The organism is Dyella sp., from assembly GCF_035486915.1.
In the GTDB taxonomy this organism is placed as follows: domain Bacteria; phylum Pseudomonadota; class Gammaproteobacteria; order Xanthomonadales; family Rhodanobacteraceae; genus Dyella_B.
The window spans coordinates 1-23,045 of the sequence record NZ_DATHMR010000050.1; the positions used below are offsets into that span (position 1 = coordinate 1).

Annotated in this window: 24 protein-coding genes and 1 pseudogene; 8 read left to right on the plus strand and 17 right to left on the minus strand. The window is 60.2% G+C overall.

What is annotated here, in order from left to right; genetic code table 11:
• Nucleotides 1–214 precede the first annotated feature (214 nt).
• Entirely contained in the window at nucleotides 215–1,207 is a 993-nt protein-coding gene (locus tag VK725_RS04555; RefSeq protein ID WP_325316871.1) for a DUF4105 domain-containing protein, read from the minus strand.
• A gap of 78 nt (nucleotides 1,208–1,285) precedes the next feature.
• Between VK725_RS04555 and VK725_RS04560 the strand changes: the two genes are divergently transcribed.
• Entirely contained in the window at nucleotides 1,286–3,238 is a 1,953-nt protein-coding gene (locus VK725_RS04560) for an alpha/beta hydrolase (RefSeq protein ID WP_325316872.1), read from the plus strand.
• Nucleotides 3,239–3,266: 28 nt separating this feature from the next.
• Here VK725_RS04560 and pcaD read toward each other — a convergent pair whose 3' ends face one another.
• The 11 genes from pcaD to VK725_RS04615 all read right to left on the minus strand — a co-directional run bounded on the left by pcaD (nucleotide 3,267) and on the right by VK725_RS04615 (nucleotide 12,933).
• Nucleotides 3,267–4,055, minus strand: a complete 789-nt coding sequence (gene pcaD / locus VK725_RS04565; protein ID WP_325316873.1) for a 3-oxoadipate enol-lactonase — start codon at nucleotides 4,053–4,055, stop codon at nucleotides 3,267–3,269.
• Nucleotides 4,052–5,257, minus strand: a complete 1,206-nt coding sequence (gene pcaF / locus VK725_RS04570; protein ID WP_325316874.1) for a 3-oxoadipyl-CoA thiolase — start codon at nucleotides 5,255–5,257, stop codon at nucleotides 4,052–4,054. Before pcaF ends, pcaD begins: the two co-directional genes overlap by 4 nt.
• Nucleotides 5,254–5,901: a 3-oxoacid CoA-transferase subunit B gene (locus VK725_RS04575; RefSeq protein WP_325316875.1), complete on the minus strand. Its 648-nt coding sequence runs from the start codon at nucleotides 5,899–5,901 to the stop codon at nucleotides 5,254–5,256. Before VK725_RS04575 ends, pcaF begins: the two co-directional genes overlap by 4 nt.
• Nucleotides 5,901–6,611, minus strand: coding sequence for a CoA transferase subunit A (locus VK725_RS04580; RefSeq protein ID WP_325316876.1), 711 nt, complete (start codon nucleotides 6,609–6,611; stop codon nucleotides 5,901–5,903). The genes VK725_RS04575 and VK725_RS04580 overlap by 1 nt, the downstream gene beginning before the upstream one ends.
• 53 nt (nucleotides 6,612–6,664) lie before the next feature.
• Nucleotides 6,665–7,450: a 1,6-dihydroxycyclohexa-2,4-diene-1-carboxylate dehydrogenase gene (locus tag VK725_RS04585; RefSeq protein WP_325316877.1), complete on the minus strand. Its 786-nt coding sequence runs from the start codon at nucleotides 7,448–7,450 to the stop codon at nucleotides 6,665–6,667.
• Complete coding sequence (gene benC, locus VK725_RS04590) at nucleotides 7,447–8,484, minus strand: benzoate 1,2-dioxygenase electron transfer component BenC (protein WP_325316878.1); 1,038 nt, start codon at nucleotides 8,482–8,484, stop codon at nucleotides 7,447–7,449. The genes VK725_RS04585 and benC overlap by 4 nt, the downstream gene beginning before the upstream one ends.
• A 30-nt stretch (nucleotides 8,485–8,514) precedes the next feature.
• Entirely contained in the window at nucleotides 8,515–9,003 is a 489-nt protein-coding gene (gene benB, locus VK725_RS04595; protein WP_325316879.1) for a benzoate 1,2-dioxygenase small subunit, read from the minus strand.
• Nucleotides 9,000–10,376 carry a Rieske 2Fe-2S domain-containing protein gene (locus VK725_RS04600; protein ID WP_325316880.1) on the minus strand — a complete coding sequence of 459 codons (1,377 nt, stop codon included), beginning with the start codon at nucleotides 10,374–10,376 and terminating at the stop codon, nucleotides 9,000–9,002. Before VK725_RS04600 ends, benB begins: the two co-directional genes overlap by 4 nt.
• Nucleotides 10,377–10,446: 70 nt before the next feature.
• Nucleotides 10,447–11,376, minus strand: a complete 930-nt coding sequence (gene catA, locus VK725_RS04605; protein WP_325316881.1) for a catechol 1,2-dioxygenase — start codon at nucleotides 11,374–11,376, stop codon at nucleotides 10,447–10,449.
• A 74-nt stretch (nucleotides 11,377–11,450) separates the two neighbouring features.
• Nucleotides 11,451–11,741 (minus strand): muconolactone Delta-isomerase, encoded by a 291-nt coding sequence (gene catC / locus VK725_RS04610; protein WP_325316882.1) that lies wholly within the window; start codon nucleotides 11,739–11,741, stop codon nucleotides 11,451–11,453.
• A 4-nt stretch (nucleotides 11,742–11,745) separates the two neighbouring features.
• Nucleotides 11,746–12,933, minus strand: a complete 1,188-nt coding sequence (locus tag VK725_RS04615; protein ID WP_325316883.1) for a muconate/chloromuconate family cycloisomerase — start codon at nucleotides 12,931–12,933, stop codon at nucleotides 11,746–11,748.
• Nucleotides 12,934–13,081: 148 nt separating this feature from the next.
• On the opposite strand from VK725_RS04615, the gene VK725_RS04620 reads away from it, so the two are divergent.
• Nucleotides 13,082–13,984, plus strand: coding sequence for a LysR family transcriptional regulator (locus VK725_RS04620; protein ID WP_325316884.1), 903 nt, complete (start codon nucleotides 13,082–13,084; stop codon nucleotides 13,982–13,984).
• Nucleotides 13,985–14,247: 263 nt separating this feature from the next.
• Nucleotides 14,248–14,916: an isochorismatase family cysteine hydrolase gene (locus VK725_RS04625; RefSeq protein WP_325316885.1), complete on the plus strand. Its 669-nt coding sequence runs from the start codon at nucleotides 14,248–14,250 to the stop codon at nucleotides 14,914–14,916.
• Between the two features lie 98 nt (nucleotides 14,917–15,014).
• Here the strand turns inward: VK725_RS04625 and ssb are convergent, their stop codons facing one another.
• Complete coding sequence (ssb, locus tag VK725_RS04630; protein ID WP_325316886.1) at nucleotides 15,015–15,524, minus strand: single-stranded DNA-binding protein; 510 nt, start codon at nucleotides 15,522–15,524, stop codon at nucleotides 15,015–15,017.
• A 192-nt stretch (nucleotides 15,525–15,716) separates the two neighbouring features.
• On the opposite strand from ssb, the gene VK725_RS04635 reads away from it, so the two are divergent.
• Entirely contained in the window at nucleotides 15,717–16,721 is a 1,005-nt protein-coding gene (locus tag VK725_RS04635) for a polyprenyl synthetase family protein (RefSeq protein ID WP_325316887.1), read from the plus strand.
• A gap of 48 nt (nucleotides 16,722–16,769) precedes the next feature.
• Here VK725_RS04635 and VK725_RS04640 read toward each other — a convergent pair whose 3' ends face one another.
• Genes VK725_RS04640 through ubiH form a run of 3 tightly spaced genes read right to left on the minus strand, consistent with a single transcriptional unit; the run spans nucleotide 16,770 to nucleotide 20,016 of the window.
• The gene (locus VK725_RS04640; RefSeq protein ID WP_325316888.1) at nucleotides 16,770–17,564 is read right to left on the minus strand and encodes a dienelactone hydrolase family protein; all 795 of its coding nucleotides are present in this window, start codon (nucleotides 17,562–17,564) and stop codon (nucleotides 16,770–16,772) included.
• Between the two features lie 23 nt (nucleotides 17,565–17,587).
• Nucleotides 17,588–18,793 (minus strand): UbiH/UbiF/VisC/COQ6 family ubiquinone biosynthesis hydroxylase, encoded by a 1,206-nt coding sequence (locus VK725_RS04645; protein ID WP_325316889.1) that lies wholly within the window; start codon nucleotides 18,791–18,793, stop codon nucleotides 17,588–17,590.
• Nucleotides 18,790–20,016 (minus strand): 2-octaprenyl-6-methoxyphenyl hydroxylase, encoded by a 1,227-nt coding sequence (gene ubiH, locus VK725_RS04650; RefSeq protein WP_325316890.1) that lies wholly within the window; start codon nucleotides 20,014–20,016, stop codon nucleotides 18,790–18,792. The genes VK725_RS04645 and ubiH overlap by 4 nt, the downstream gene beginning before the upstream one ends.
• Before the next feature lie 102 nt (nucleotides 20,017–20,118).
• On the opposite strand from ubiH, the gene VK725_RS04655 reads away from it, so the two are divergent.
• Genes VK725_RS04655 through VK725_RS04665 form a run of 3 tightly spaced genes read left to right on the plus strand, consistent with a single transcriptional unit; the run spans nucleotide 20,119 to nucleotide 22,219 of the window.
• Nucleotides 20,119–20,718: a hypothetical protein gene (locus tag VK725_RS04655; RefSeq protein WP_325316891.1), complete on the plus strand. Its 600-nt coding sequence runs from the start codon at nucleotides 20,119–20,121 to the stop codon at nucleotides 20,716–20,718.
• A gap of 2 nt (nucleotides 20,719–20,720) precedes the next feature.
• Nucleotides 20,721–21,287, plus strand: a complete 567-nt coding sequence (locus tag VK725_RS04660; RefSeq protein ID WP_325316892.1) for a cob(I)yrinic acid a,c-diamide adenosyltransferase — start codon at nucleotides 20,721–20,723, stop codon at nucleotides 21,285–21,287.
• An 8-nt stretch (nucleotides 21,288–21,295) separates the two neighbouring features.
• Complete coding sequence (locus VK725_RS04665) at nucleotides 21,296–22,219, plus strand: histone deacetylase family protein (protein ID WP_325316893.1); 924 nt, start codon at nucleotides 21,296–21,298, stop codon at nucleotides 22,217–22,219.
• 4 nt (nucleotides 22,220–22,223) lie between these two features.
• On the opposite strand, the gene msrB is transcribed toward VK725_RS04665, so the two are convergent.
• Nucleotides 22,224–22,625 (minus strand): peptide-methionine (R)-S-oxide reductase MsrB, encoded by a 402-nt coding sequence (msrB, locus tag VK725_RS04670; protein ID WP_325316894.1) that lies wholly within the window; start codon nucleotides 22,623–22,625, stop codon nucleotides 22,224–22,226.
• Between the two features lie 157 nt (nucleotides 22,626–22,782).
• Between msrB and VK725_RS04675 the strand changes: the two are divergent.
• Nucleotides 22,783–23,045: pseudogene (locus VK725_RS04675) on the plus strand (LPS-assembly protein LptD); the annotation flags it as partial.

Sequence of the window (23,045 nt, forward strand, 5' to 3'; positions counted from 1 at the left end):
GGACGTTCGCGTTCCGGTGGAAACCTGGATGATGCACCGTAGCTATGTGATTCGCGTGGATGGCAGCAAGGCGGTGAAGTCGGCCACCATCGATCCGGATCATGTGATTCCGGATGTCGATCGCAGCAACAACACCTTTACCGTGAAGTAAGGCGCCCTCTGCGCATCAACCCCCTCCCCTGCTTGCAGGGGAGGGAGTCGCGGCATCGTTGCGTCAGGGTTCGGGCGGTGTACGAATCGCTTTCGAGAAATCATCGCTCGGTGCAGTGGCACGTGCGCGTGCGGTGACATCGCCCTGCTGCGTAAGCACCGCCAGCGGATAGCGCGTATCCAATGCGCCTACCTGGTACAGGTAACTGGGCAGGTACGACGTCAATAGCAAGCGATAATCGTAGGGAAGACCCGGATCGATCCGCTTGGCCATGCCGTACACAATAGTCACGCAGTTGGACGTGACAGTGTTGTAGAACGCCGGCTTGGCTCCCAGTTCATTCGCCTCTTGTACATAGGCCAGAAACAGGCTGCGCATCGTTGCCTTGTCCATGCGCAATCGATACAGATGATCGGTCTCGTTGCGCACATTGGTGCGCAGGCGAATGATGTCGTGTTCATCGGCAGCGACGATCGTGCTTTCGAATTGCTTGAAGAACCCGCCGATCGATGAGAACGACTGTCCCTTTTTGCGCCGGATTTCCACCGAGAAAACCACATGCGAACCGTCGTTGAAACCGAATGAGATCAGCGCATGCGAAATGCCGGGTACTCCCCATGAAGAGAGAATGACATCGGCCGTCGAAAGCTGATTGAGGTCGTAGCTCCGCGTTTCCCACCGCGCATCGTAGTCGTCATCGGTACGCCAGTTGAAATTGCGTACGTTGTAGAGTGTGACGCGATCGCCATCGACCTGACCCGCCAGCATGCGCGAGACATCGTCGGCCCATTCGCGGTGATTGGATGGCGCGATGGTGCTCCACCACGCCAGCAGGATCACATAGGCCAATACATAGGCCGCGATGGGAACACCACCGCGCCGGGCCCATATCAAAGCCAGGACAGTCAAGACAAAGATTACCCAGGTCACAGCAGCCACGACTCTGACCACCTGACCACCCGGCGCCTGATACCAAAGGGCCAATGCGGCCCATCCACCAGAGATCACGGCGACCAGCACAATCAGCACGTAAAGAATCCATCGCACGATCACCATGCCATCTCCCCCTCGCCGATGTGTGGATAATAGACCGGCAACGACCGCTCATCCTGCTTTCTTGCTAGAGAAGAATTGATGAAAGGCCGCAACCTCATCTGGATCGCTCGTGTCGTTGCCATCGCAGCCTTGGCTTTGATGGCTGGCTGCGACATGGTCGGGGTGCATCACGTCACGCCCAAGGAATACGCCGCTCAACGGCGCAGCGATGTGCTCAGCACGCGCAAATTGAGCGATGGCACCTTGCAAACGCTCAACGTCGTAGCGCTCAACCGCGACGATTGCGCCGCGAATTTCACCCGTTGCACCAACACTCTTCTGCTTTCCGATGGCCTGGACGACGAACGCCGTCTTTCCGCGTTGGCCGAGCTGTGGCTTTCGAATGCGATCCAGCGGGACAGTGCGAACAATGGTCCGCAGGTCAGCGATCCTGCACTCGATGCTTACCTGCAATCGGCGCGCTACGCCTATGCCTACCTTTTCTACACCCCGCGCAATCCTGGCGAGCGCGCCTTCGAAACGCGGCAATCGCAGGTGCTGGATTTCTACAACTACGCCACGCAGCAAGCTGTCGGCAGCTTCTTCAAGTTACTGCCTGAACTCGGTACCGACTGGAATAGCCGGGCCATTGCCGGGTGGAATCTGCTCAAGCCAAGCACGGATGTTTACCTCGGCTCCGGCGACTACATCCCGAAGGAATTGATCCCCGCCGAAGGGCTGCGATTCAGCGGTTTGCGCAATGTCTACCGGCGCGACGGTTTCGGCTCGGAATTTGTCGCCATCGGTTCACCGCCTCCCGAAACGGATCAGCCATGGCGCGAACCGAACTATGTACCGCTGACTGCCGTCCTGGAATTTCCAGGCGATACGTTGAGCAGTGTGCTCAGCACGCACGATGTGCGCCTGTTCGCGAAGAATCCCTACCTCGACAGCTCCATCACGCTGGACAATCAAATCATTCCGCTTGCGGCCAACTTCACGGCGCCCTATGGCGTATGGCTCGCGCGTTCGGGCTTCGCGACGCAATCGATACGCTCACTGTTTGGACGCGGCGGCATCACCAAGCCCGAAGTGCTGTTGATGCAGCCGTACGATCCCAATCGGTTGACCGTGATCATGTTGCATGGCCTCGCCAGCAGCCCGGAAGCATGGATCAACGTCGTCAACGAAGTGATGGGCGACGAACAGCTACGTCGCACGTATCAGGTGTGGGAAGTGTATTACCCGACCAATCAGCCGGTAGCGGCGAATCGTCTGGAGATCAGCAAGGCGCTCGAAGAAACGATTCATCATTTCGATCCAACCGGGCACGCTGTCGCATCTCGGCACATCGTGCTGATCGGCCACAGCATGGGCGGCGTGATTGCGCGACTATTGGTTTCATCCAGCGACGACAAACTTTGGAGCGTGGTGCCGCAACGCAAAGATCTGACTCCGGAAGAAAAGCAGAAAGTGCGACAGCTGCTCGCACCGTATCTGCAATTCGAACCGATGCCGCAAGTGACGCGCGCGGTCTTTCTCGCCGCACCGCACCGAGGCACTCCCGTTGCGCAATGGAAACTCGCGCGCTGGATCGGCAATCTGATTCGTTTGCCGGTTACCTTGCTGGAACAAAGCAAAAACCTGACCGATGCGATGCAAGGCAAAACCACGAGCGGCGACACACCCACGCGCCTGCCCAACAGCATCGACAACCTCAGCAATGAGGATCCCTTTATCAAAGCTTCCAGCACATTGCCGATATCATCCAACGTGCCTTACCACACGATCGTGGGCGTCTATAAATTGAAAGGTCCGTTGAACGACTCGGACGATGGCGTGGTGCCCTACGCCAGCGCACATCTCGATGGCGCCGATTCCGAGCTTGCCGTACCCGCGTGGCACAACGTGCAAGACACGCCGCAGGCGATTATGGAGCTGCGCCGCATTCTTCGTCTGCATGCCAGCACCCTGCACTGTCTGCGCAGCGATGGCACCCATGAAATCGCTTCATCGATAGCCATTTGCCCCGACTCATCCACGGGGCAGTAAGAAGCGGCGCCATCCTGCTTCTACTCGATTAAGCAGCGAACGCCAACAAGGCCTGCGTGAAGGCCTCGGGCTGCTCCACGTTGGAAAGGTGCGCCGCCTGTAAAATTTTCAGTTGCGCACCAACGATGGCCGAAGCCAATTGCTTACTGTGCTCGAGCGGTGTTGCTGGATCGTCATCGCCTGCAATGATAAGAACAGGCAATGCAATCAACGGAGCAAGCTTGCGCATATCCATATCGCGTATAGCTACGCAGCAGCCTGCGTAGCCTTGTTGGTTTGTCTGCAGCAACATGGCTTTTATGCGTTCAACCTCAGTCGGTACCGCCGCTTGAAAGGCTGCAGTAAACCAGCGCGTGACGACCGCTTGCGCAACCGCAGTCATGCCCTCTGTACGTACCGTCTCGATACGTGTATCCCAGGATAAAGGTGGCCCCATGTAACTGGACGTGTTGCACAGAATAAGCTGCGCTATGCGCTCGGGTGCGTAGACACCGAGCCATTGACCCACCATGCCGCCCTTTGACAAGCCACAGAAATGTACGCGCGAGAGCGCAAGCGCGTCCATCAATTCGATGACATCGCGGCCTAGTCGGTCCATCGAATAAGCACCTGGCGGCGCATCCGACATGCCATGCCCACGACTGTCGTAACGCAGGATGCGAAAGTGATCGGACAGCGCGGCGACTTGCGCATCCCACATGCCCATGGTCGTGCCCAACGAATTGGACAGCAGGAGCACCGGCTTGTCCGCACGACCGTCGAAACGGTAAGCGATACGGCAACCATCGCCGGTGCGGAAAAAGAGAGCCTCGCTCATAGGCGCTCCAGCGCTATGGCCAAGCCCTGTCCGACGCCGATGCACATGGTGACCAGCGCGCGTCGGCCGCCGTTTTTCTCCAATGCGTGCAGCGCCGTCATAACCAGGCGCGCACCGGACATGCCTAGCGGATGTCCCAGGGCGATAGCACCACCATGCGGATTGACGCGCGCGTTGCCGATTGCTTCCACACCCAGTTCGCGCAGCGACGCGATCACCTGAGAAGCGAATGCCTCGTTGATTTCGATGACGTCGAAATCAACGATGGTCAAACCCAGGCGCGCCATCAATTTGCGGCTGGCCGGCACGGGGCCGATGCCCATCACGCGAGGCTCGACACCGGCGGTTGCCATGCCGAGCACGCGTGCACGCGGCACCAAACCGTAGCAGCTTGCCGCGGCCTCGGAGGCCAGGAACATGGCTGCGGCACCGTCGTTGACGCCGGATGCGTTGCCTGCCGTGACGCTGCCATGGGTACGAACCACGGGCCGGAGGGCCGCGAGCGCCTCGGCGGTGGTATCCGCGCGCGGATGTTCGTCGACGCTGACGCTCGTTGTTCCCTTCTTGCCGGCAACGGTTACCGGGGCGATTTCTTCGGCGAAGTAACCGGCAGTCTGCGCGCGCGCCGCACGTTGCTGGCTTTGCAGCGCGAACGCGTCTTGCGCGTCACGGCTGACGCCATACGTTTCGGCAACATTCTCGGCTGTTTCCGGCATCGAATCCGTGCCGTATCGCGCGTGCAGGGCCGGATTGATGAAACGCCAGCCGATGGTGGTGTCTTCGATCGCCTGCGTACGCGCAAACGCCGTCGTGGCCTTGCCCATGACATAAGGTGCGCGACTCATGCTCTCCACGCCACCGGCGATCGCCAATTCGATCTCGCCGGCAACGATTGCTCGCGCGGCGCTTCCAACCGCATCCGCACCGCTTGCACACAGTCTATTGATAGTGGTGCCGGGCACAGTGACCGGCAGTCCGGATAACAGCGCCGCCATGCGTGCCACATTGCGATTGTCCTCGCCGGCCTGGTTGGCACACCCCAGAAACACGTCGTCTATAACGGTGGGGTCCAATTCGGGATGGCGCGCGAGCAATGCCCGGATCGGCACACTGGCGAGATCGTCGGCACGCACCGCAGCCAACGCACCGCCGAAACGACCAATGGGTGTGCGCACCGCATCGCAAATAAAAGCAGATTTCATGCGAACGCTCCTTTGTCGAACGTGGTGCCGCTCTTGGCTTCGACTTCCGTCAGCGTGACGCCCGGCGCAAGCTCGATCAAGCGCAGACCGCCGTGACGCTTATCGCATTGAAATACGCATAGATCGGTGATGATGAGATCGACCACGCCGGCACCGGTAAGCGGCAACGTGCACCGTTCGAGAATCTTCGGCTCGCCCTGGCGATTGGTGTGTTCCATCACCACCACCACGCGCTTGACGCCGGCTACCAGATCCATGGCCCCGCCCATGCCTTTGAGCATCTTGCCGGGAATGGTCCAATTGGCGATGTCGCCGTTCGCAGAAACCTCCATCGCGCCCAGTACGGTGAGGTCGATGTGACCGCCGCGGATCATGGCGAAGCTGGCAGACGACGGAAAGAAACTGGCCGTCGGCAACGCCGTGACAGTCTGCTTGCCGGCATTGATCAAATCCGGATCGACGTCTTCGGCGTAAGGAAACGGTCCCATGCCGAGCAAGCCGTTTTCGCTTTGCAGGGTGACTTCGATATCGGGCGGAATGTGATTCGCCACCAACGTTGGAATGCCGATACCCAGGTTGACGTAATAGCCGTCCTTGAGTTCTTTGGCTGCACGCGCAGCCATTGCATCACGATCCCAGGCCATCAGGCTGCCTCCCGCTCACGTACGGTCAATTTTTCGATTCGCTTCTCGTTGACCGTGGTTTGCACGACGCGATCGATGTAGATGCCCGGGGTATGCACCTGATCGGGATCGAAGCTGCCAGCCGGAACGATTTCTTCCACTTCGGCCACCGTGATGCGCGCGGCGGTAGCCATATCCTGGTTGAAATTGCGGGCGGTCTTGCGATACACGAGATTTCCCGCGGGATCTGCCCGCCACGCTTTGATGATGGCAAGATCGGCCGTTAACCAGGTCTCGCGCACATAACGTTGGCCTTCGAATTCCTCCACGGGCTTCCCTTCAGCGACAACCGTGCCGACACCCGTGCGCGTGTAAAAAGCGGGAATGCCAGCGCCACCCGCGCGAATGCGTTCGGCGAGCGTACCTTGCGGATTGAGCTCCAACTCCAATTCACCGGATAGGAACAACTGTTCGAACAGTTTGTTCTCTCCCACATAGGACGCGATCATCTTGCGGATCTGTCCGTTGTTGAGCAGCGTCCACAATCCGAATCCATCGGCACCGCAATTGTTGGAAATCACGGTAAGGGATTTCACGCCGGCGTCGCGGATCACGGGAATCAGGCTCTCTGGATTGCCGGAAAGACCGAAGCCTCCCGACATGATGCGCATGCCATCGTGCAACAGGCCTTCGAGCGCGGCGGCAGGGCTGGGGTAGATTTTGTTCGGCATCGTGCGATGTCCTCTTCCGTGTAGCGTGGAATCTGTGCAACGGGATGTCGGCGCTAGCCGAAGTCTCCGCCGGCAACGGGCAATACCGTGCCGGTGATGTAAGAAGCTTCGTCGGAGGCGAGAAACAGAATCGCCGCGGCCTGCTCGTCGAGGGTGCCGTAACGCTTCATCAGGCTGCTGCTCACCGTTTGATCCACGACGCGTTGATACCAGCTCCGCTCCTGCGTGGTCGGCGCGACAGTGTTGCGTGGAATCCGGCGCGGCGGCGCATCGGTGCCGCCGGGTGCCGTCGCCACAACACGAATGCCAGATTCGGCGTATTCCATCGCCAGGCTCTGCGTGAGTGCGTTGACCCCACCTTTCGCCGCTGCATAGGGCACACGATGTATGCCTCGCGTAGCCACCGACGACACATTGACGATCGTCCCGCCGCCTGCGTCGAGCATGTACGGCAGCACCGCACGGCAACACCATAAGGTTGGAAACAACGAGCGCCGCACCTCGGCTTCGATTTCTGCTTCGGCGTAATGCGCGAAGGGTTTGGCCCAGATGGTGCCGCCGACGTTGTTGATCAGTATGTCGATGCGCGCGTAAGCAGCGTGACCTTCGGCGAGCGCCCCTTCGGTTTCGGCATAGGATTCCAGATCTGCCTGCACGGCTATCGCTGAGTGACCCTGCGTCACGAGCGCCACGGCCTGCTCATGGATGTCGCTCGAACGGTCGATAAGGATCAGGCGCGCGCCCTCGGCGGCGGCACGTTCTGCGACACGCCAACCGATACCTTGCGCCGCGCCTGTGACGGCCATGACCTTGCCGTTGAAGCGGCCTGAGATGTTCATGCTCCTTCTTCGACCAAGGCGGGCGCCGGCGAAGCATTCGGCGTGAATTTCTCATACAGGAAGCGCGCCGGCTTCACGCCCACGATGTCGAAATGGCGGCGCACTGCCTCTACCATGGGAGGCGGGCCGCACAAATAGACGTCCACATTGCCGCCATGCAGATCGCGCGAATCGAGATGATCGGTGACATGGCCCTTGCGAGGGTGATCCGACTCGGACGTTGAGATGCAGGTGGCAAACGTGAAAGTAGGCAAACGCTCCGTAAAGGCCTGTAGGCGTTCCACCAGCACCAGATCCTGATCGCGCGTGACGCCGTACAACATATGGATGGGTTGTGCGCAGCCGTTGGCCGCCAGCACTTCGAGCATCGACAGGAAAGGCGCCAACCCCGTTCCACCCGCCAGGAACAACAAAGGACGCGTCGGTTCCCGCAGATAGAAGCTTCCCGATGGTCCAACCATCTCCAGTCGCTCGCCGACGTGTGCGCGATCGAGGTACGCACTCATCGCGCCGCCCGGCACGCGCTTGATCAGGAACGAAAGGCGCGTTGCGCCAGGGCGCGAACTAAACGAGTACGAGCGCGTCTGCTCCGATCCGGGGATACCGATATGGACGTATTGCCCCGGCATGAAGACCGGGGCTGCACCAACGACGTCGCACTCGATCTCCAATGCCGCATCTTGATGATGTTCGATCCTGGCGATCGTGGTGTCGTAGCGCGCCGGACCCGTTTTGCAAGCCGTCGAAGGCAACGGCACCGCAATCACACAATCGGATGACGGCACCATCTGGCACGTCAGCACCATGCCGCGCGCGGCTTCGTCCGCGCTGAGCGCATCCTCGAGGTAATCATCGCCCAGATCGTACTTGCCCTGCTCGCAACGGCATTTGCAGGTTCCGCAAACGCCGTCGGAGCAATCCATGGGCAAGTTGATGCTCTGCAGGAAAGCCGCATCGAGCACTTTCTCGCCTTTGCGGCAGGTGATGAAGCGGGTTACTCCGTCTTCAAAATTCAGCGCGATCGAATAGCTCATAGGGAACACTCGTTGCAGTAAGCCGACACGTCAGATGTGGTAGACGTCGATGACGTGATGGATGTAATCGTTCTTCAGCACCACTTTCTTGGAGACGATCACCGGAACCTCGCCGCCGAGATCCAGCGTGTAGAAAGAGGTGCCGAAGTAGCTGTCGGTGGCTTTGTAGCGGTGGCTCAGGGTATGCCAGTTGAAACGCACCCATACGCGGTCGCCCTCGTCGCTCAAAATCTCCAGATTGCTGAGGTTGTGACTGGTACGCGGCTCCGGCATGCTGGCGCCGGAGCGTTCGGTCTTGATGCGGAAGACACGATCCTCCAGCCCATCGCGGTTGGTGTAATAGATCAGCGAAAGCTCGCTGCTGGGGTCCTGGGTCAACGTATCGTCGTCGTCCCATGCGGGCATCCAGAACTCCACCTGCGGCGCATAACAAGCCAGCCACTCGTCCCACTGGCGATCGTCGAGCAATCGCGCTTCGCGATACAGAAAGGCGGCGATGGCGTCGTAGTTGTGTTTCATGCGGCCACCTTGTCGCTTGCATCGTCATCCGAAGCGAAAGCGCGCTGCATGCACTGAGCCCAGTAGGCGTGCTGACGCACGAACAGCCCTTCGTCCTCGGTGCGCGTGCCGCTCAGCAACGGTGACAGACCCATGGCCCGGGCGTTTTCGTCGGGTCCGGCGATCCATTCCGTCGCACCGCGACTCAGGTCGTTCCACTCGGCACTGATGCCCATGTAGCCGATCTGACAGGCGCGAAATTCCTCCAGATCGTCGGGCGTGCCCATGCCGCTGACGTTGAAGAAATCTTCGTACTGCCTGATGCGCAATGTGCGCTCCTGCGCGCTCTCGCCCTTGGGCCCGAAGCAATAGACGGTCACCTCGGTACGGTCCACCGAGACCGGCCGCACCACTCTGATCTGCGAGGACAGCTGATCCATCAGGTAGAGGTTGGGATACAGGCACAGATTGCGGGTCTGATTGACGATCGGGTCCATGCGATCCTGCCCTAGCCTGGCGGCGAGTTCGTCGCGATGCGCGTACACGGGCCGCGCTTCCGGATTGAGAAGTCGCGTCCACAGCAGCATGTGGCCATGCTCGAACGCGTAGACGCCGCCCTCGTTCTTGGACCAGGTTTTGACATCCACGATGGCATGCGAGTCTCTGGCATGCTCTTTCGGACGCTGTACGGTGGCCACATAGTTCCAGTGCACGGAACTGACGTGATAGCCGTCCGCACCGTTTTCGATCTGCAGCTTCCAGTTGCCGTCGTAGACATACGAGGAGCTGCCGCGCAACACCTCCAGACCTTGCGGCGACACGTCGACAATCTGATCGAGGATCACGCGCGCGGAGCCGAGATGATCGGCCAGCGGCAGCACATCGGGATTCAGGCTGCCGAACAGAAAGCCGCGATAGTTTTCGAAGCGCGCGACGCGGCGCAGGTTGTGGGAACCATTGACGTTGAAGCTGTCCGGATAGTGGCCGGTCTTGCCATCTTTCACCTTGAGCAGTTTGCCGTCGTTGCCGAACGTCCAGCCGTGGAACTGACACGTGAAACTGCCCTTGTTGCCGTGGCGGCGCCGACACAGCATCGCGCCACGATGCGCACACGCGTTGATCAGCGCATGCAGTTCGCCGTTCTTGTCGCGCGTGATGACTACCGGCTGGCGGCCGATAGAGGTCGTGAAGTAGTCGTTCGGCTCGGGGATCTGGCTTTCGTGCGCTAGGAAGATCCAGTTCGCTTCGAAGATCTGCTTCATCTCCAGCTCGAAGAGCTCCGGATGCGTGAAGACATCGCGGCGGCAGCGGTAGGTGCCGGTCTGTGGATCTTCGACCAAAGCAGAGGTAATGAGCTTTTGCAAAGTATCGGGGTGCTGGGTCTCGGTCGACATGGAAAAGTCTCCGTCTAGGCCGGGCTATGCAGAGAGCCCGGCTATCAGTGATGGTCGTTGTGCAACCGGCTCAGGCAGCTTCGGCGCGGCGGCGCTGAACGATTTCGTCCGCCACATGCTTTGCGAGCGCCGTGATCACGAAATCGAACTGGATTTCGATGAAGGGCTCGGTCATGCCTCTCGCTTGAAAGGCTTGGGGATCGTTGTGTTCGACAGCATCGGCGATCAGGTCGTCGCGGGTAGCGAAGGCAAAATCGTCGTGCAGGTATTTGTCGCCGGCGATATTGATCTGCGTAGTGAGCTGGCGATGACCCGGTGCGCTAACGAAGAAATGAATGTGCGCAGGACGCTGGCCATGGCGGCCAATCGCATCGAGAAGCGCCTGCGTCGGGCCATCGGGAGGACAGCCATAACCCGACGGCAAAATGCTTTGGAATTCATAACGACCACTCGCGTCGGTTTGAATGCGGCGTCGCATGTTGTACTGACTTTGGCTCTTGTCGAAGAACGAATACATGCCTTTGGTGTTCGCATGCCACACGTCGACGATCGCACCCGGTACAGGCTTGCCGCCGATGTCACGGACCACGCCGTGCATGATCAACGTCTTGCCCTTATCGCTGCCATCGTCCAGCCGTGCGCGGCCTTCGGACAAAGGCGCGCCAGCGACGTAGAGAGGACCCTCGATCGTGCGGGACGTACCGATTTCCACGCCCGCCGCCGCGTCGGCCGCATCCATGCGCAGATCGAGGAAGTGCTCCAGGCCCGTGCCGGCGGCAAGCAAACCCGCCTCGCCCGCACCACCCAGATCGTTGATGTAGGACACACCCGCCCAGAATTCGTCCGGCGTGATATCCAGATCATCGATGGCCGTGAACAAGTCCGATAGCAGACGGTGAATGATCGCCTTGGCGCGTGGTGAGCCCTGGTTGGACGTCAGGCCGCTGGCGACCTTGAGAAACTCCGTTATGCGAGCAGATTTGGCGATGTGTGTGTCCATGCGAGCGGCCTCTTGTGCAGGTGCTAAGTGGGAGGCGTCACTGCGCTCCCGGTTCGGATAAAACGACGCGTTGTTCAACGATCGTCGTTATGCAGCGAGGATGGATGCCGGCATAGAGGCATTACCTCGATTTGCATGTAGGGAAACAGCGGAAGGGACATCAGGTATTCGTGTAGCTGGGTGGGACTGTCGACGTCGAAGATGCTGACGTTCGCGTACTGACCCGCGATCCTCCAGATATGCCGCCAGGTGCCGCTTCGCTGAAGCTCCTGAAAGCGCGCCTTTTCTTTGGCCTTCAACGGCTCGGCGACATCGGCCGGCATATCCGGCGGCAACTTCACATCCATGCGCACGTGAAAGAGCATCGGGTCAATCTCCTTGCGGCGCGGCGGTCACGCCGATGGATAGACGTTCGCGGTCGCGACGAAAGGCACTGATACGCTCTTCATCTAGCGCAATGCCTAAACCTGGCCCCTTGGGCACATGCAATTCGAACCCTTCGTAGCGCAACGGCTCGGTGAGGATTTCTTCCGTCAACAACAACGGACCGAATAGCTCGGTGCCCCACTGCAACGTCGGAAACGTGGTGAAAAGATGCGCCGATGCGATGGTGCCGATCGCGCCTTCCAGCATGGTGCCGCCGTACAACTCGATACCCGCCGCATCCGCAATGGCCGCGACGCGTCCGGCAGCAAACAGGCCTCCCGATTGCTCCGTCTTGATCGCAAACACATCGGCCGCTGCATGACGTGCCAACTCAAACGCCGAGTGCGGACCTTGCAGCGATTCGTCAGCCATCAACGCAATCGGAAAACGCCGCACGAGACGCGCGAGCGCCTGCGGCGACGCGACAGGCTGCTCCGCCAGATCGCAACCCACGTCAGCCAGTGCAGGCAACCCACGGACAGCCTCGGTTTCGCTCCAGGCCATATTGACGTCCACGCGTACGCTGGCTCGATCGCCTACAGCGCGCTTGATGGCGGCGACATGTGCGATATCCGTACGCAACGGGCGTCCGCCGATCTTGAGCTTGAAGACGTTGTGCCGCCGCAGATCGAGCATGCGCTCGGCTTCGGCGATATCGCGCGAGGTATCGCCCGAGGCGAGCGTCCACGCTACCGGCAATGTGTCGCGACGACGGCCCCCGAGCAGTTCGGACAAAGGCAGCCCGGTACGTTTGCCGAGCGCGTCGAGCAACGCGGTTTCGACAGCGCACTTGGCAAAATGATTGCCTTTGACCAGTTTGTCGATTCGCCCCATCAAGCCCTGCACACAACGGCTATCCGCGCCCATCAATTCGGGCGCGATATAACGATCGATCGCGAGCTTCATGCCCTCGGGGCTCTCGGCGCCGTAAGACAGCCCGGCAATCGTGGTGCCTTCACCGATTCCGACGATGCCGTCGGAACTGTAGACGCGCACGATCATCAAGGTTTGCCCGCGCATCGTCGCTACCGACAAGCGGTGCGGGCGAATCGTCGGGATATCGAGCAGAAAAGTTTCTATGCGCTCGATGCGTGGCGCAGAACAATCGAAGGGAAAAAAAGCGTGTTTCATGGCTCGATTGTTCGAGCCGGCCAACGCGCAAGTCCAACACTATTGCTGTCTGAAAGAATACTTAAAAAGTATACTTGGCCTTAAATACACGCGATTTAACGATTATTGCGGCGCAACATAGTAAAATTTGCATGATAGGTCACCCCTTATGGATCTACGCCAACTGCGTTATTTCGTCACCGTGGCGCGCGAGCGCAACGTGACGCGCGCTGCCGAATTGCTGCACATTGCCCAGCCTCCATTGAGTCGGCAAATTCAGCAGCTGGAAGAGGAACTCGGCGTTCCCCTGCTTCTGCGCACAAGCCGTCCGCTGCGCCTGACCGAAGCGGGACGCATGTTTTATGAGCAGGCACTGCAAATTCTTGGCCGCGTCGATCAGATGAAGAAAATGACTCTGCGCGTCGGCAAAGGCGAGCGCAACGTGCTGTCCATCGGTTTCGTCGCGTCCGCCCTGTATGGCGGACTACCCAAATTGGTACGACGCATCCGCCAACATCGTCCGGACCTGGATGTGCAACTGCTGGAAATGTTTTCCATTCAACAAACCGAAGCATTGAAGGACGGGCGTATCGATATCGGCTTCGGGCGACTGCGAACGAATGATCCAAACGTCGAGCGGCTCGTGCTTCGTGAAGAGCGGTTAGTGGCGGCCATACCGCCGGACAATCCGCTGGCTCTCGATGACACTCCGCTCCCCATTTCAGCGCTGGCCGATCAGTGCTTGATTATTTATCCGAAGGATCCGCGCCCGAGTTTCGCCGACCAGGTACTTTCCTTGCTCAACGATCATGGCGTGCATCCTCCGGAAATTCACGAAGTACGCGAACTGCAAACAGCGCTGGGATTGGTAGCTTCAGATGCCGGAATCTGTTGCGTACCTTCCTCCGCACGCTTCATGCGTTCCGATGTGCGCTACCGCCCGCTCGACGATCCTTACGCCACCTCGCCGATCATCCTTAGCCACCGCATCCATGATCAGTCCGAGCACATCGCGCTGGTGAAACGTCTGATCGAGGAACTCTACGCCGAAAATCCACCGTGGCTGGATTGACCTCCACAACCATCAACACCGCCTTGCTTTGCATCCAACGCACACAATGGCTGCGGGTGCCCGACTCACGGAGTAACGGTAGCGTTTCGCTCTGACCGCGGTGGCGATGTGGCCTCTTGCTTTCCGGTTTTCCGCGCTCCTTTTCCGATGTTGTAGTACAGATTTTCGATTCGTTTTCCGATTGTGTACTACACGTCTCTATGTTCCATTGTTTATAGACACCGGAAACACATTGCCGTTGCGTTAAGAGGAAGGGACTCCGCATGCCATATCAGGTGAACAAGGTCTATCCAAGCAAGACCGTTATGATCGTTGTCGACATGCAGAACGATTTCATTGCCGAAGACGCGAAGCTGCGCTCTCCGCAAGCTGCCGCGATGGTGCCGAAACTTGCCGCGACGCTGGAATTTTGTCGCGGAAAAGGCATCCGCGTTATCTATACAGCGCACGTGCACCGTCGCGATGGCTGCGACATGGGCCTATACGACGATCTTTACGCTGCGATCGCAGACCGAACATGTCTGGTTGACGGAACATCAGGCGTTGAAATCTACAAGGATCTTGCACCGGCGGCTGGCGAACACGTTATCAAGAAACATCGCTATAGCGCGTTCTTTGGCACCGATCTCGACATAATCCTGCGCGAATGGGGCATCACGACCGTGGTCGTGTCGGGAACCACCACCGAGAACTGCTGCCACGCGACTGCGCGCGATGCGATGTTCCGCAACTACGGCGTTGTGTTCCTTTCCGATGCGACCGGGACATTCGACTATCCCGATATCGGTCAGGGCGCCATGTCGGCCTCCGATGTTCATAGAGCGACACTGACAATCCTTGGATTTTCGACCGCCCATGTCATGACCGTCGAGGATTTCAAGGCGCGCGTTACCAATGCCGCAGCTCATGCCTCAGCAACAAAGGTCGCATAGCCGCTCAACGACCTTACTCAACGGCCTTAAATGCGTCAGACATGAAAAAGGGCGGAGATCGGAGATCTCCACCCTTAGTCGTAGCGATGGCGTCGCGCTTAGAACGGAATATCGTCATCGTCGAAATTGTTGTTGCTTTCCACTGGCGGCGCTGACTGGCGCTGCGGTGCGTTGCTGAAATCGCCACCACCCTGACGAGCGCCGCCGCCTTGGGGGCGTTCGCGATAACCACCACTGCTGCCGGCACCGGTGCCACCGCCGCCCTCGGCACCGCCGCCGCCCAGCATTTGCAGGTCACTAGCGATGATGTCGGTGGAGTAGCGCTCGATGCCGTCCTTGTCGGTGTATTTATCGGTGCGCAGGGAGCCTTCGATGTAAACCTGACGGCCCTTCTTGAGGTACTCGCCGGCGATCTCCGCCAGGCGGCCGAAAAGTTTCACACGATGCCATTCGGTGCGCTCCTGCTTCTGGCCGCTTTGCTTGTCGGTCCATTGCTCGGAGGTAGCGATACGCAGGCTGGCGATGGCAGTGCCGCCGCCGGTGTAGCGGACTTCCGGGTCCGCGCCGAGGTTTCCAACCAGGATGACTTTATTGATGCCACGTGCCATGAAATAACCTCGAGCGGTACGGTGTAACGGTATGAATTGGCATCGTAACATAGGGTTTCGAGGCCGCTACCGGGAACCGCCCCGTCATTCTGCCGTCCCTAACCACCCTCAATGGGGTAAAAATCCGGGGGCGGTCACACGGGATACGGCCGGCGCCTCTATAATCTGGAACCTATGTCCAGCACCCGCCTCATGAACTCCTCCGTTCTCCAGACCATCGAACCCGTAGGCGACTTTGCGAGCGTGCGTGCGCTGGCCGAAGGCGACATGCAACGGATCGATGCCCTGATCCGGCAACGGCTGGCCTCCGACGTGGTGCTGATCAACCAGATTGCCGATCACATCATCGCTAGCGGCGGCAAGCGGCTGCGCCCGATGCTGCACGCACTGGCCGCCGGCGCGGCGGGATACAACGGCGACAAGCACATCAAGCTGGCAACAGTCATCGAGTTCATTCACACGTCCACGCTGTTGCACGACGACGTGGTGGACGAATCGGATCTGCGCCGCGGCCGCAAGACGGCCAACGCATTGTGGGGAAATGCCGCCAGTGTCCTAGTCGGCGATTTCCTCTACTCGCGCTCGTTCCAGCTGATGGTGGAACTGGACGACATGCGCATCATGCGCATCCTCGCCGACACCACCAATACGATTGCCGAAGGCGAAGTGCTGCAGCTGCTCAATATCGGCAATGCCGATGTGGACGAAGCGGCGTATCTGGCCGTGATCGAGCGCAAGACCGCCGTGCTGTTTGCCGCGGCCACGCAATTGGGCGGTTTGCTGGGCGGCCTGTCGGAATCGCAGGTGATGGCACTGCGCCATTACGGCATGCAGCTGGGCTATGCGTTCCAGATTGCCGACGATCTGCTCGATTACGTCAGCGATTCGCGCACGCTGGGCAAGAACATCGGCGACGATCTGGCCGAAGGCAAGCCCACGTTACCGTTGATCTATGCGATGCAACGCGTGGGCAGCGAGCAGGCACGCGAAATGCGTCATGCGATCGAGCACGGCGGCCTGGATTCACTCGACCACATATTGAAAGCGATTCACGACTCCGGCGCCATCGAGCGCACGCGTGAATGCGCCATGCGCCATGCGCGTGCTGCACGTGAAGCGCTTGCGTCGTTGCCGGCATCATCGTATCGCGATGCGCTGGCGACACTCGCCGATTATTCGGTGCAGCGCACGTTCTGACTTGGCGGCACCCTCCCCCGTTCGGGGGAGAGCATCATCCAGCAGGAATTACGGCGCGCCGCTGAAGGCAGCGTTGAGCCAGTCGTGCATCAATCGATAGCTACGCGCCGCGGCGCGTGGATCGTACTTGCAGCCCGGCGAATTTTCCTCGGTCTCGGTGAAGCAATGCACCGCGTTGCCGATGACCAGAAACTCCCAGTCAGCCGACCCGCCACGCATTTCATCCATGAACTTGTCGGCGTCGGGCATGGTGCCTTTGTCATCCGCGCCGTTCATCGCCAACACGCGTGCCTTGATGTTCTTCGCCAGCGCGGGATTATCGGTCGTCAAGCCGCCGTGGAAGGACACCACCGCCGCGACATCTGCACCGCTGCGTGCGAGATCCAGCACGGTGGTACCGCCGAAGCAAAATCCGATGGCTGCCAGTTTGGTGAGGTCAATGGGCGCGGTGCCGGCCTGCGCTTTCAGTTGCGTGAGCGCTTCGTTGATGCGCTTGCGCATCAGCGTGCGATCGGCATAAAGCGGTTTGGTGGCCGCCTTCGCCTGATCCGCATTACCCGGGGCAGGACGCACGTTTTCCCCATACATATCGGTGAGCAGGATGACGTAATTCTTGCCAGCGATCATGTCCGCCTTCTTGACCGCCGTGTCGGTGATGCCATACCAGTTCGGCACCATGACCAAGCCGGGACGTTTGGCGCTGCTCGCATCGTCATAGACCAGCACGCTTTTGAAGTGTGTGCCGTCGAGCGTCCATTCCACGGGGCGGTGCACCATTTTTGCCTGTGCGGTGAAACTCAGAGCAGCCAGTAATGCGAGACAGCACAATCGAATGAAACGCATGAGGTGATTTCCCTTTGGAAGTATCAAAAGCCGGCGGCGTGCGCAGCGATACGCCGTTTTAGAGGTGTAAGTCGATCCAGCAACCGTACGCCTATGCCCCGCGCCGTCACGAATGGCAGCGATTGCCAGGCGTAGATGCGTGAAAGTGCATCGAAACCGTAGGCGTCGATTGTGTCCTCGCTGCGACGACGGCGCGCATAACGACGAAGGACGTGCGTAGCGGCAAAGTCGCGGCCCTCGCCGCGAGCCGCCGACAGGGTGTCGCGCAGCTCAACGACATCGCGCAAGCCAAGATTGACGCCCTGCCCCGCCAGCGGATGCACGGTATGTGCGGCGTCGCCGAGCAGCACGAAGCGTTCGGCGTGATAAGCGCCAGCCAATTGCAGTTTCAGAGGAAAGGCGGCGCGTGGCGTAGTGGCCGTGATTGGGCCTAAACGGAAGTCCGAAGCGATGCCCAGCTCGTTGCGGAACGCCTCGTCATCCAACGCTTGCACGCGTCGGGCCTCGGCTTCCGGCAACGACCACACGACGGAGCTGCGTCCGTCGGCCAGCGGCAACAGCGCCAGCGGTCCGGTGGGCAAAAAGCGTTGCCACGCGGTGCGCTCGTGCACACGTTCGGTGGTGACATGCGCAACAACTGCGCGTTGTGCGTAGTCACGACCATGCGTGTCGATGCCAGCACGTTCGCGCAACGGCGAACCTGCGCCGTCCGCTGCAACCAGCAAACGCACCGACAGGCTTTCGCCATCGGCAAGCTCCAGCACGATGCGATCCGCACGCGTCTCGAAATTCTTCACCGTTGCCGGGCAAAGCCGCCGCACGCCGGCCGCTTCCAGCGATTGCCACAACGTCCATTGCACAAGATTGTTTTCAACGATGTAACCGAGTGAATCGCGACCTTCATCGGTAGCATCGAAGTGGATCGCCGCGCCGTTTTCGGCATCCCAGACATGCATGTGTGAATAGGAGCATGCGCGTGCGTCGCGTATGGATGGCCAAACGCCAAGGTCGTCAAGCAATGCGATGGAGGACGGCGCCAGACCCACGACGCGCAAGTCCACGTCATCGTCGGCGCTCCACGGCGTGGGAGCGCGCGCTTCGAGCAGGGCTGTACTGAAACCTGCGCGACTTAGCGCCAGCGCCGCCGCTGCGCCCACCATGCCGCCACCGACGACCGCAATGTCCAGCGCCGGTGTTCGACGATGGCCGGTTTTCAACGTTGTCGTCATGGAAGGCGCTCCAATACGGCGCGCGGCGGTTCGCCGCGAAAACCCATACCGCGCCGGGCTAGCGCCTGTTGCAGCGGCGGCACGCGGTCATAGGCCAACAGCGCAAGCGAACGGAACGGCGCCATCCAGGGCTGCGGCATGCAGGCGAAGCGCACGAGATCGTGACTCATCGCCATGGTGCCTTCGCGATCGGGAGCGCGGCGTTCGGCATAGCGCGTCAGCAGGTCGGAGGCTCCGGGATCTTTCGCATCTGCAATCAACTCCGCCAGTGTCAAGGCATCGCGCAGTCCAAGGTTGAAGCCTTGGGCGCCGATCGGATGCACCGTTTGCGCGGCGTTACCGACAAGCACCGCACGCGACGCTGTAAGGCTGCGCGCCGCTACGCGCCGAATGGCATAAGGATGGCGCTTCCCGGGTCGTGTCAAACGTCCCAGTCGCCAGCCGAAGCGCTGCTGGGCCAACGCGATGAAATCCGCATCGCCGAGCGCGGCAACCTCGTCGGCCGACTCCAATGGCACGGTAAGCACAAGGCCACAACGACGTTCCGCCAGCGGAAGCATGGCGATAGGGCCCTCGTCGGAGAAACGCTCCCACGCGCGGTTGGCCGGATCGCGTTCCGGTGTCACGGTGCATACGAAAAGCGTCTGTGCGTAGTCGTGGATGTCGACATCGATGCCTAGCTGTGCGCGCACGAAGGATTCAGTGCCATCGGCGCCCACCAGCAACGCGGCATCGATGTGCTCGATACCGTCAGGCGTCTTGATCTGCGGCCGCCAGCCATCCTCGTGCTTCTCAAGGCCGACGAGGCTCGCCGGAGCCCTGCGCACCAGTTGCTTGTAGGTATCCAGACGACGCAACAGTCCTGTGCCCAGTTCGCGTGCCGGTAACGTCCAGCCGAGCGCATCGACTCCATGACGTGCGGCATCCAGGCGGGCGCTTCCGAATTCACCGGCGCGGCTGACGTGGATATGCCGAATCGGGGTCGCCTGTGCTGCAACCAGCGGCCAGACGCCGATCGCGGTCAGCCCGTTGACGGTGGCGCGTGCCAGGGCGAGGTTGCGTTCGTCGTAGCTGGGTTGCGCGTCCGCGCGTGGTGCGGCGGCTTCCACCAGCGTGACACGGCAACCGGCGGCGTCCAGTGCGATGGCGAGGCTGGCGCCGACTAAACCGCCGCCGACGATCAATACGTTGCCGTTGGCAGCGAAGGGAGATATCGGATTCATGGGCGGAATCATACGCGCTGACGCCGTGTTGTTCGTATCAAACGCGGGCATTGGGCTAAACTGGGCGTCTTCCATTGGCCGCCTATCTTGACGGAGTTCTTCATGGCTATGACTCAGACCCAGCGCCTAGGCATTTTCGCTGCGCTCGCCCTGGTGATGGCGGTCACCCGCATACACCTCTCCCTGCTTCATCACGATATTTGGGACGCATCGTGGGGTGTGTTCTTCCTGGCCGGCTTTTGGTTGCGCGGCACCGGCCGCTGGGCATTCCCTGTACTGATGGCCGAAGCGGTGCTGGTCGATTACCTGGTCATTACGCACATGGGTATCAGTTTCTGGAGCCACTACTGCGTCTCTGCCGGTTACTGGTTCCTGATTCCCGCTTACGGCGCACTGTGGCTGGGTGGCAGCTGGCTGGCCAAGCATCAGAACGGTCTACGCCTGTCGACGCTGGTACTGGCCGTGGTCGCGTTGCTGGTCAGCGAAAATCTTTGCTACCTGATTTCGAACGGCAGCTTCTACTGGCTGAGTGCGAACGTGCCGCAACCGAAGACGTTTGCGTCCTGGTTCGAGAATCTGGGCGACTGGTATCTGCCGTTCCTGCAGACCACCGCGTTGTATGTCGGTCTGGGTGCAGTGCTGCATGTTTTGGCGGTGCAGCTTGCGCGCATCACGTCGCATAGCGGGCAGGCGCAGCACTGATCGTGGGCAACCGGCTTTCCAAGATCTACACCCGTACCGGCGATGACGGCAGCACGGGTTTGGGCGACGGTTCGCGCGTTGCGAAAGACTCGGCACGGGTCGAGGCTTATGGCACCGTCGATGAACTCAACAGCACCATCGGCATGGTGCTGGCCTGCGACGGCGTTGACGAGGCCGTGCGTGAAACGCTGACCCAGGTCCAGCACGAGTTGTTCGATCTGGGCGGTGAGCTATGCATTCCCGGCATGGCGATGATCGACGACGCCGACATCGCGCGCCTGGAAGGCGTGCTCGATCAATTCAACGACCCCCTGCCGCCGCTGAAGGATTTCATTTTGCCGGGCGGCGGCATGGCGGCATCTTGCTGCCACGTCGCGCGCACGGTGTGCCGCCGCGCCGAGCGCGAAGTGATTGCGCTGGGTCGCGTGGAATCGATCAGGCCGCAGGCGCAACGTTATTTGAATCGATTGTCCGATCTGCTTTTTGTGCTGTGCCGCGTCTTGGCGCGCAGCAGCGGCCATGGCGAAGTGCTGTGGCAACACGAGCGTCGCCGCAAACCTACCGCCTGAGTTGACCGATGCTGCAGCTGTATACCCACGCTGTTTGCCTGCAGCACGATCCGGGTCCGGGACACGCTGAATCGCCGGCACGCTTACGCGCGGTGCTGAAAGCGCTCGACCAGGATCGCTTTGCCGTTATCGATCGCGTGGAAGCCCCGCGCGCGACACGAGAGCAATTGTTGCGTGTCCATACTGCCGATCACGTCGACCGGATTCTGTCCATCACACCTGCTGACGAAACGGTCCGACTAGACGAGGACACGCTGATGTCGCCCGCGTCGGCGCAAGCGGGGCTGCGCGCCGCTGGCGCGCTGGTTGCTGCGGTGGACGCGGTGATGAAGGGCTCGGCAAATCGCGCATTCTGCGCAGTGCGGCCGCCCGGTCATCACGCCACATCCGATACCGCGATGGGCTTCTGCCTCTTCAACAATGTTGCGGTGGCTGCAGCGCATGCCCTGGCAGCACACGGACTGAAGCGCGTCGCCATCGCGGATTTCGATGTTCATCACGGCAACGGCACGCAGGACATCTTCGAGCGCGAACCGCGCGTCCTGTTTCTGTCCAGCCATCAGTCTCCGCTTTATCCGGGAACGGGCCGCGCGGAGGAAAAAGGTGTGGGCAACATTATCAATGCACCGCTGTCGGCGGGCGATGGTTCTTACGAATTTCGCGAATTGTGGGATGGCGTCCTGCTGCCGCGATTACATGCGTTCAAACCGCAGTTGCTGTTGATCTCTGCAGGTTTCGACGCCCATCGCAACGATCCGCTGGCCGACATTCGTTTGCAGACCGAAGACTATGCGTGGATTACCGAACGCTTGGTGGACGTCGCAAGGACACACGCCGACGGACGCGTGGTCTCCACGCTGGAAGGCGGTTACGACCTGACGGCGCTGGCAGCCAGCGCCAGCGCTCACGTCGCGGCGTTGCTGGAAGACTGACGCGTCACTTTAGCCGTTCGAAATCCAGCGCCAGCGAATTGATGCAATACCGCAAGCCGGTTGGTTTCGGGCCATCGGGAAACACGTGCCCCAAATGCGATTCGCAGGTCGCACACAGCACCTCCGTGCGGCGCATGCCACGACTCTCGTCCTGCCGCAGACTGACCGCGACGCGTGTCATCGGCTGGAAAAAACTCGGCCAGCCCGAACCCGAATCGTATTTTGCTTCGGACGCGAATAACGGAGCGTGGCAAGCGACACAGACATACGTTCCGGCTTCCTTATGGCGATACCACTTGCCGCTGAAAGGGGGTTCCGTGGCCGAACAGCGACACACCGCGTACTGTTCGGGGCTCAGGCTTTCGCGCCACTGCTCGTCAGTCTTAACGGGTTTGTGCTGGGCCATGCCTATTCCTCTTACAGATGACGTGCGGTCCCAAGGGGCTTTCTGATAGCTTAACGTCCCTTCGTAGCCGATTGATTGCCAACCCGTGAAGCCTACGCCGTCCTTGCGTTCTCTGCCTCCACGCCGTCTGCTGGCAATTGCGGCCGCTACTGCTTTGATGAGCAGTCCCTGCGTTCATGCCTCGTCCCAGACCAAGCATCCCAAGTCCACGCTGGACGGCTCGCAGGTCGTCTGCCCGTTGGGTACGTTTATCTGCGCCCCGCGTCCGGACAACTTCGCGCTTTGCCGGCCCAACGGGTTCCTGGAGTTCTACGATCCTTTCCTGACCAAGGACTCGTCGCTGCGCGATACGGCCAAGACCTACGTCAACGCCGATTCCGTTGAAAGCCCGGACCAGACGGTTTATCACCTCACCGGTCA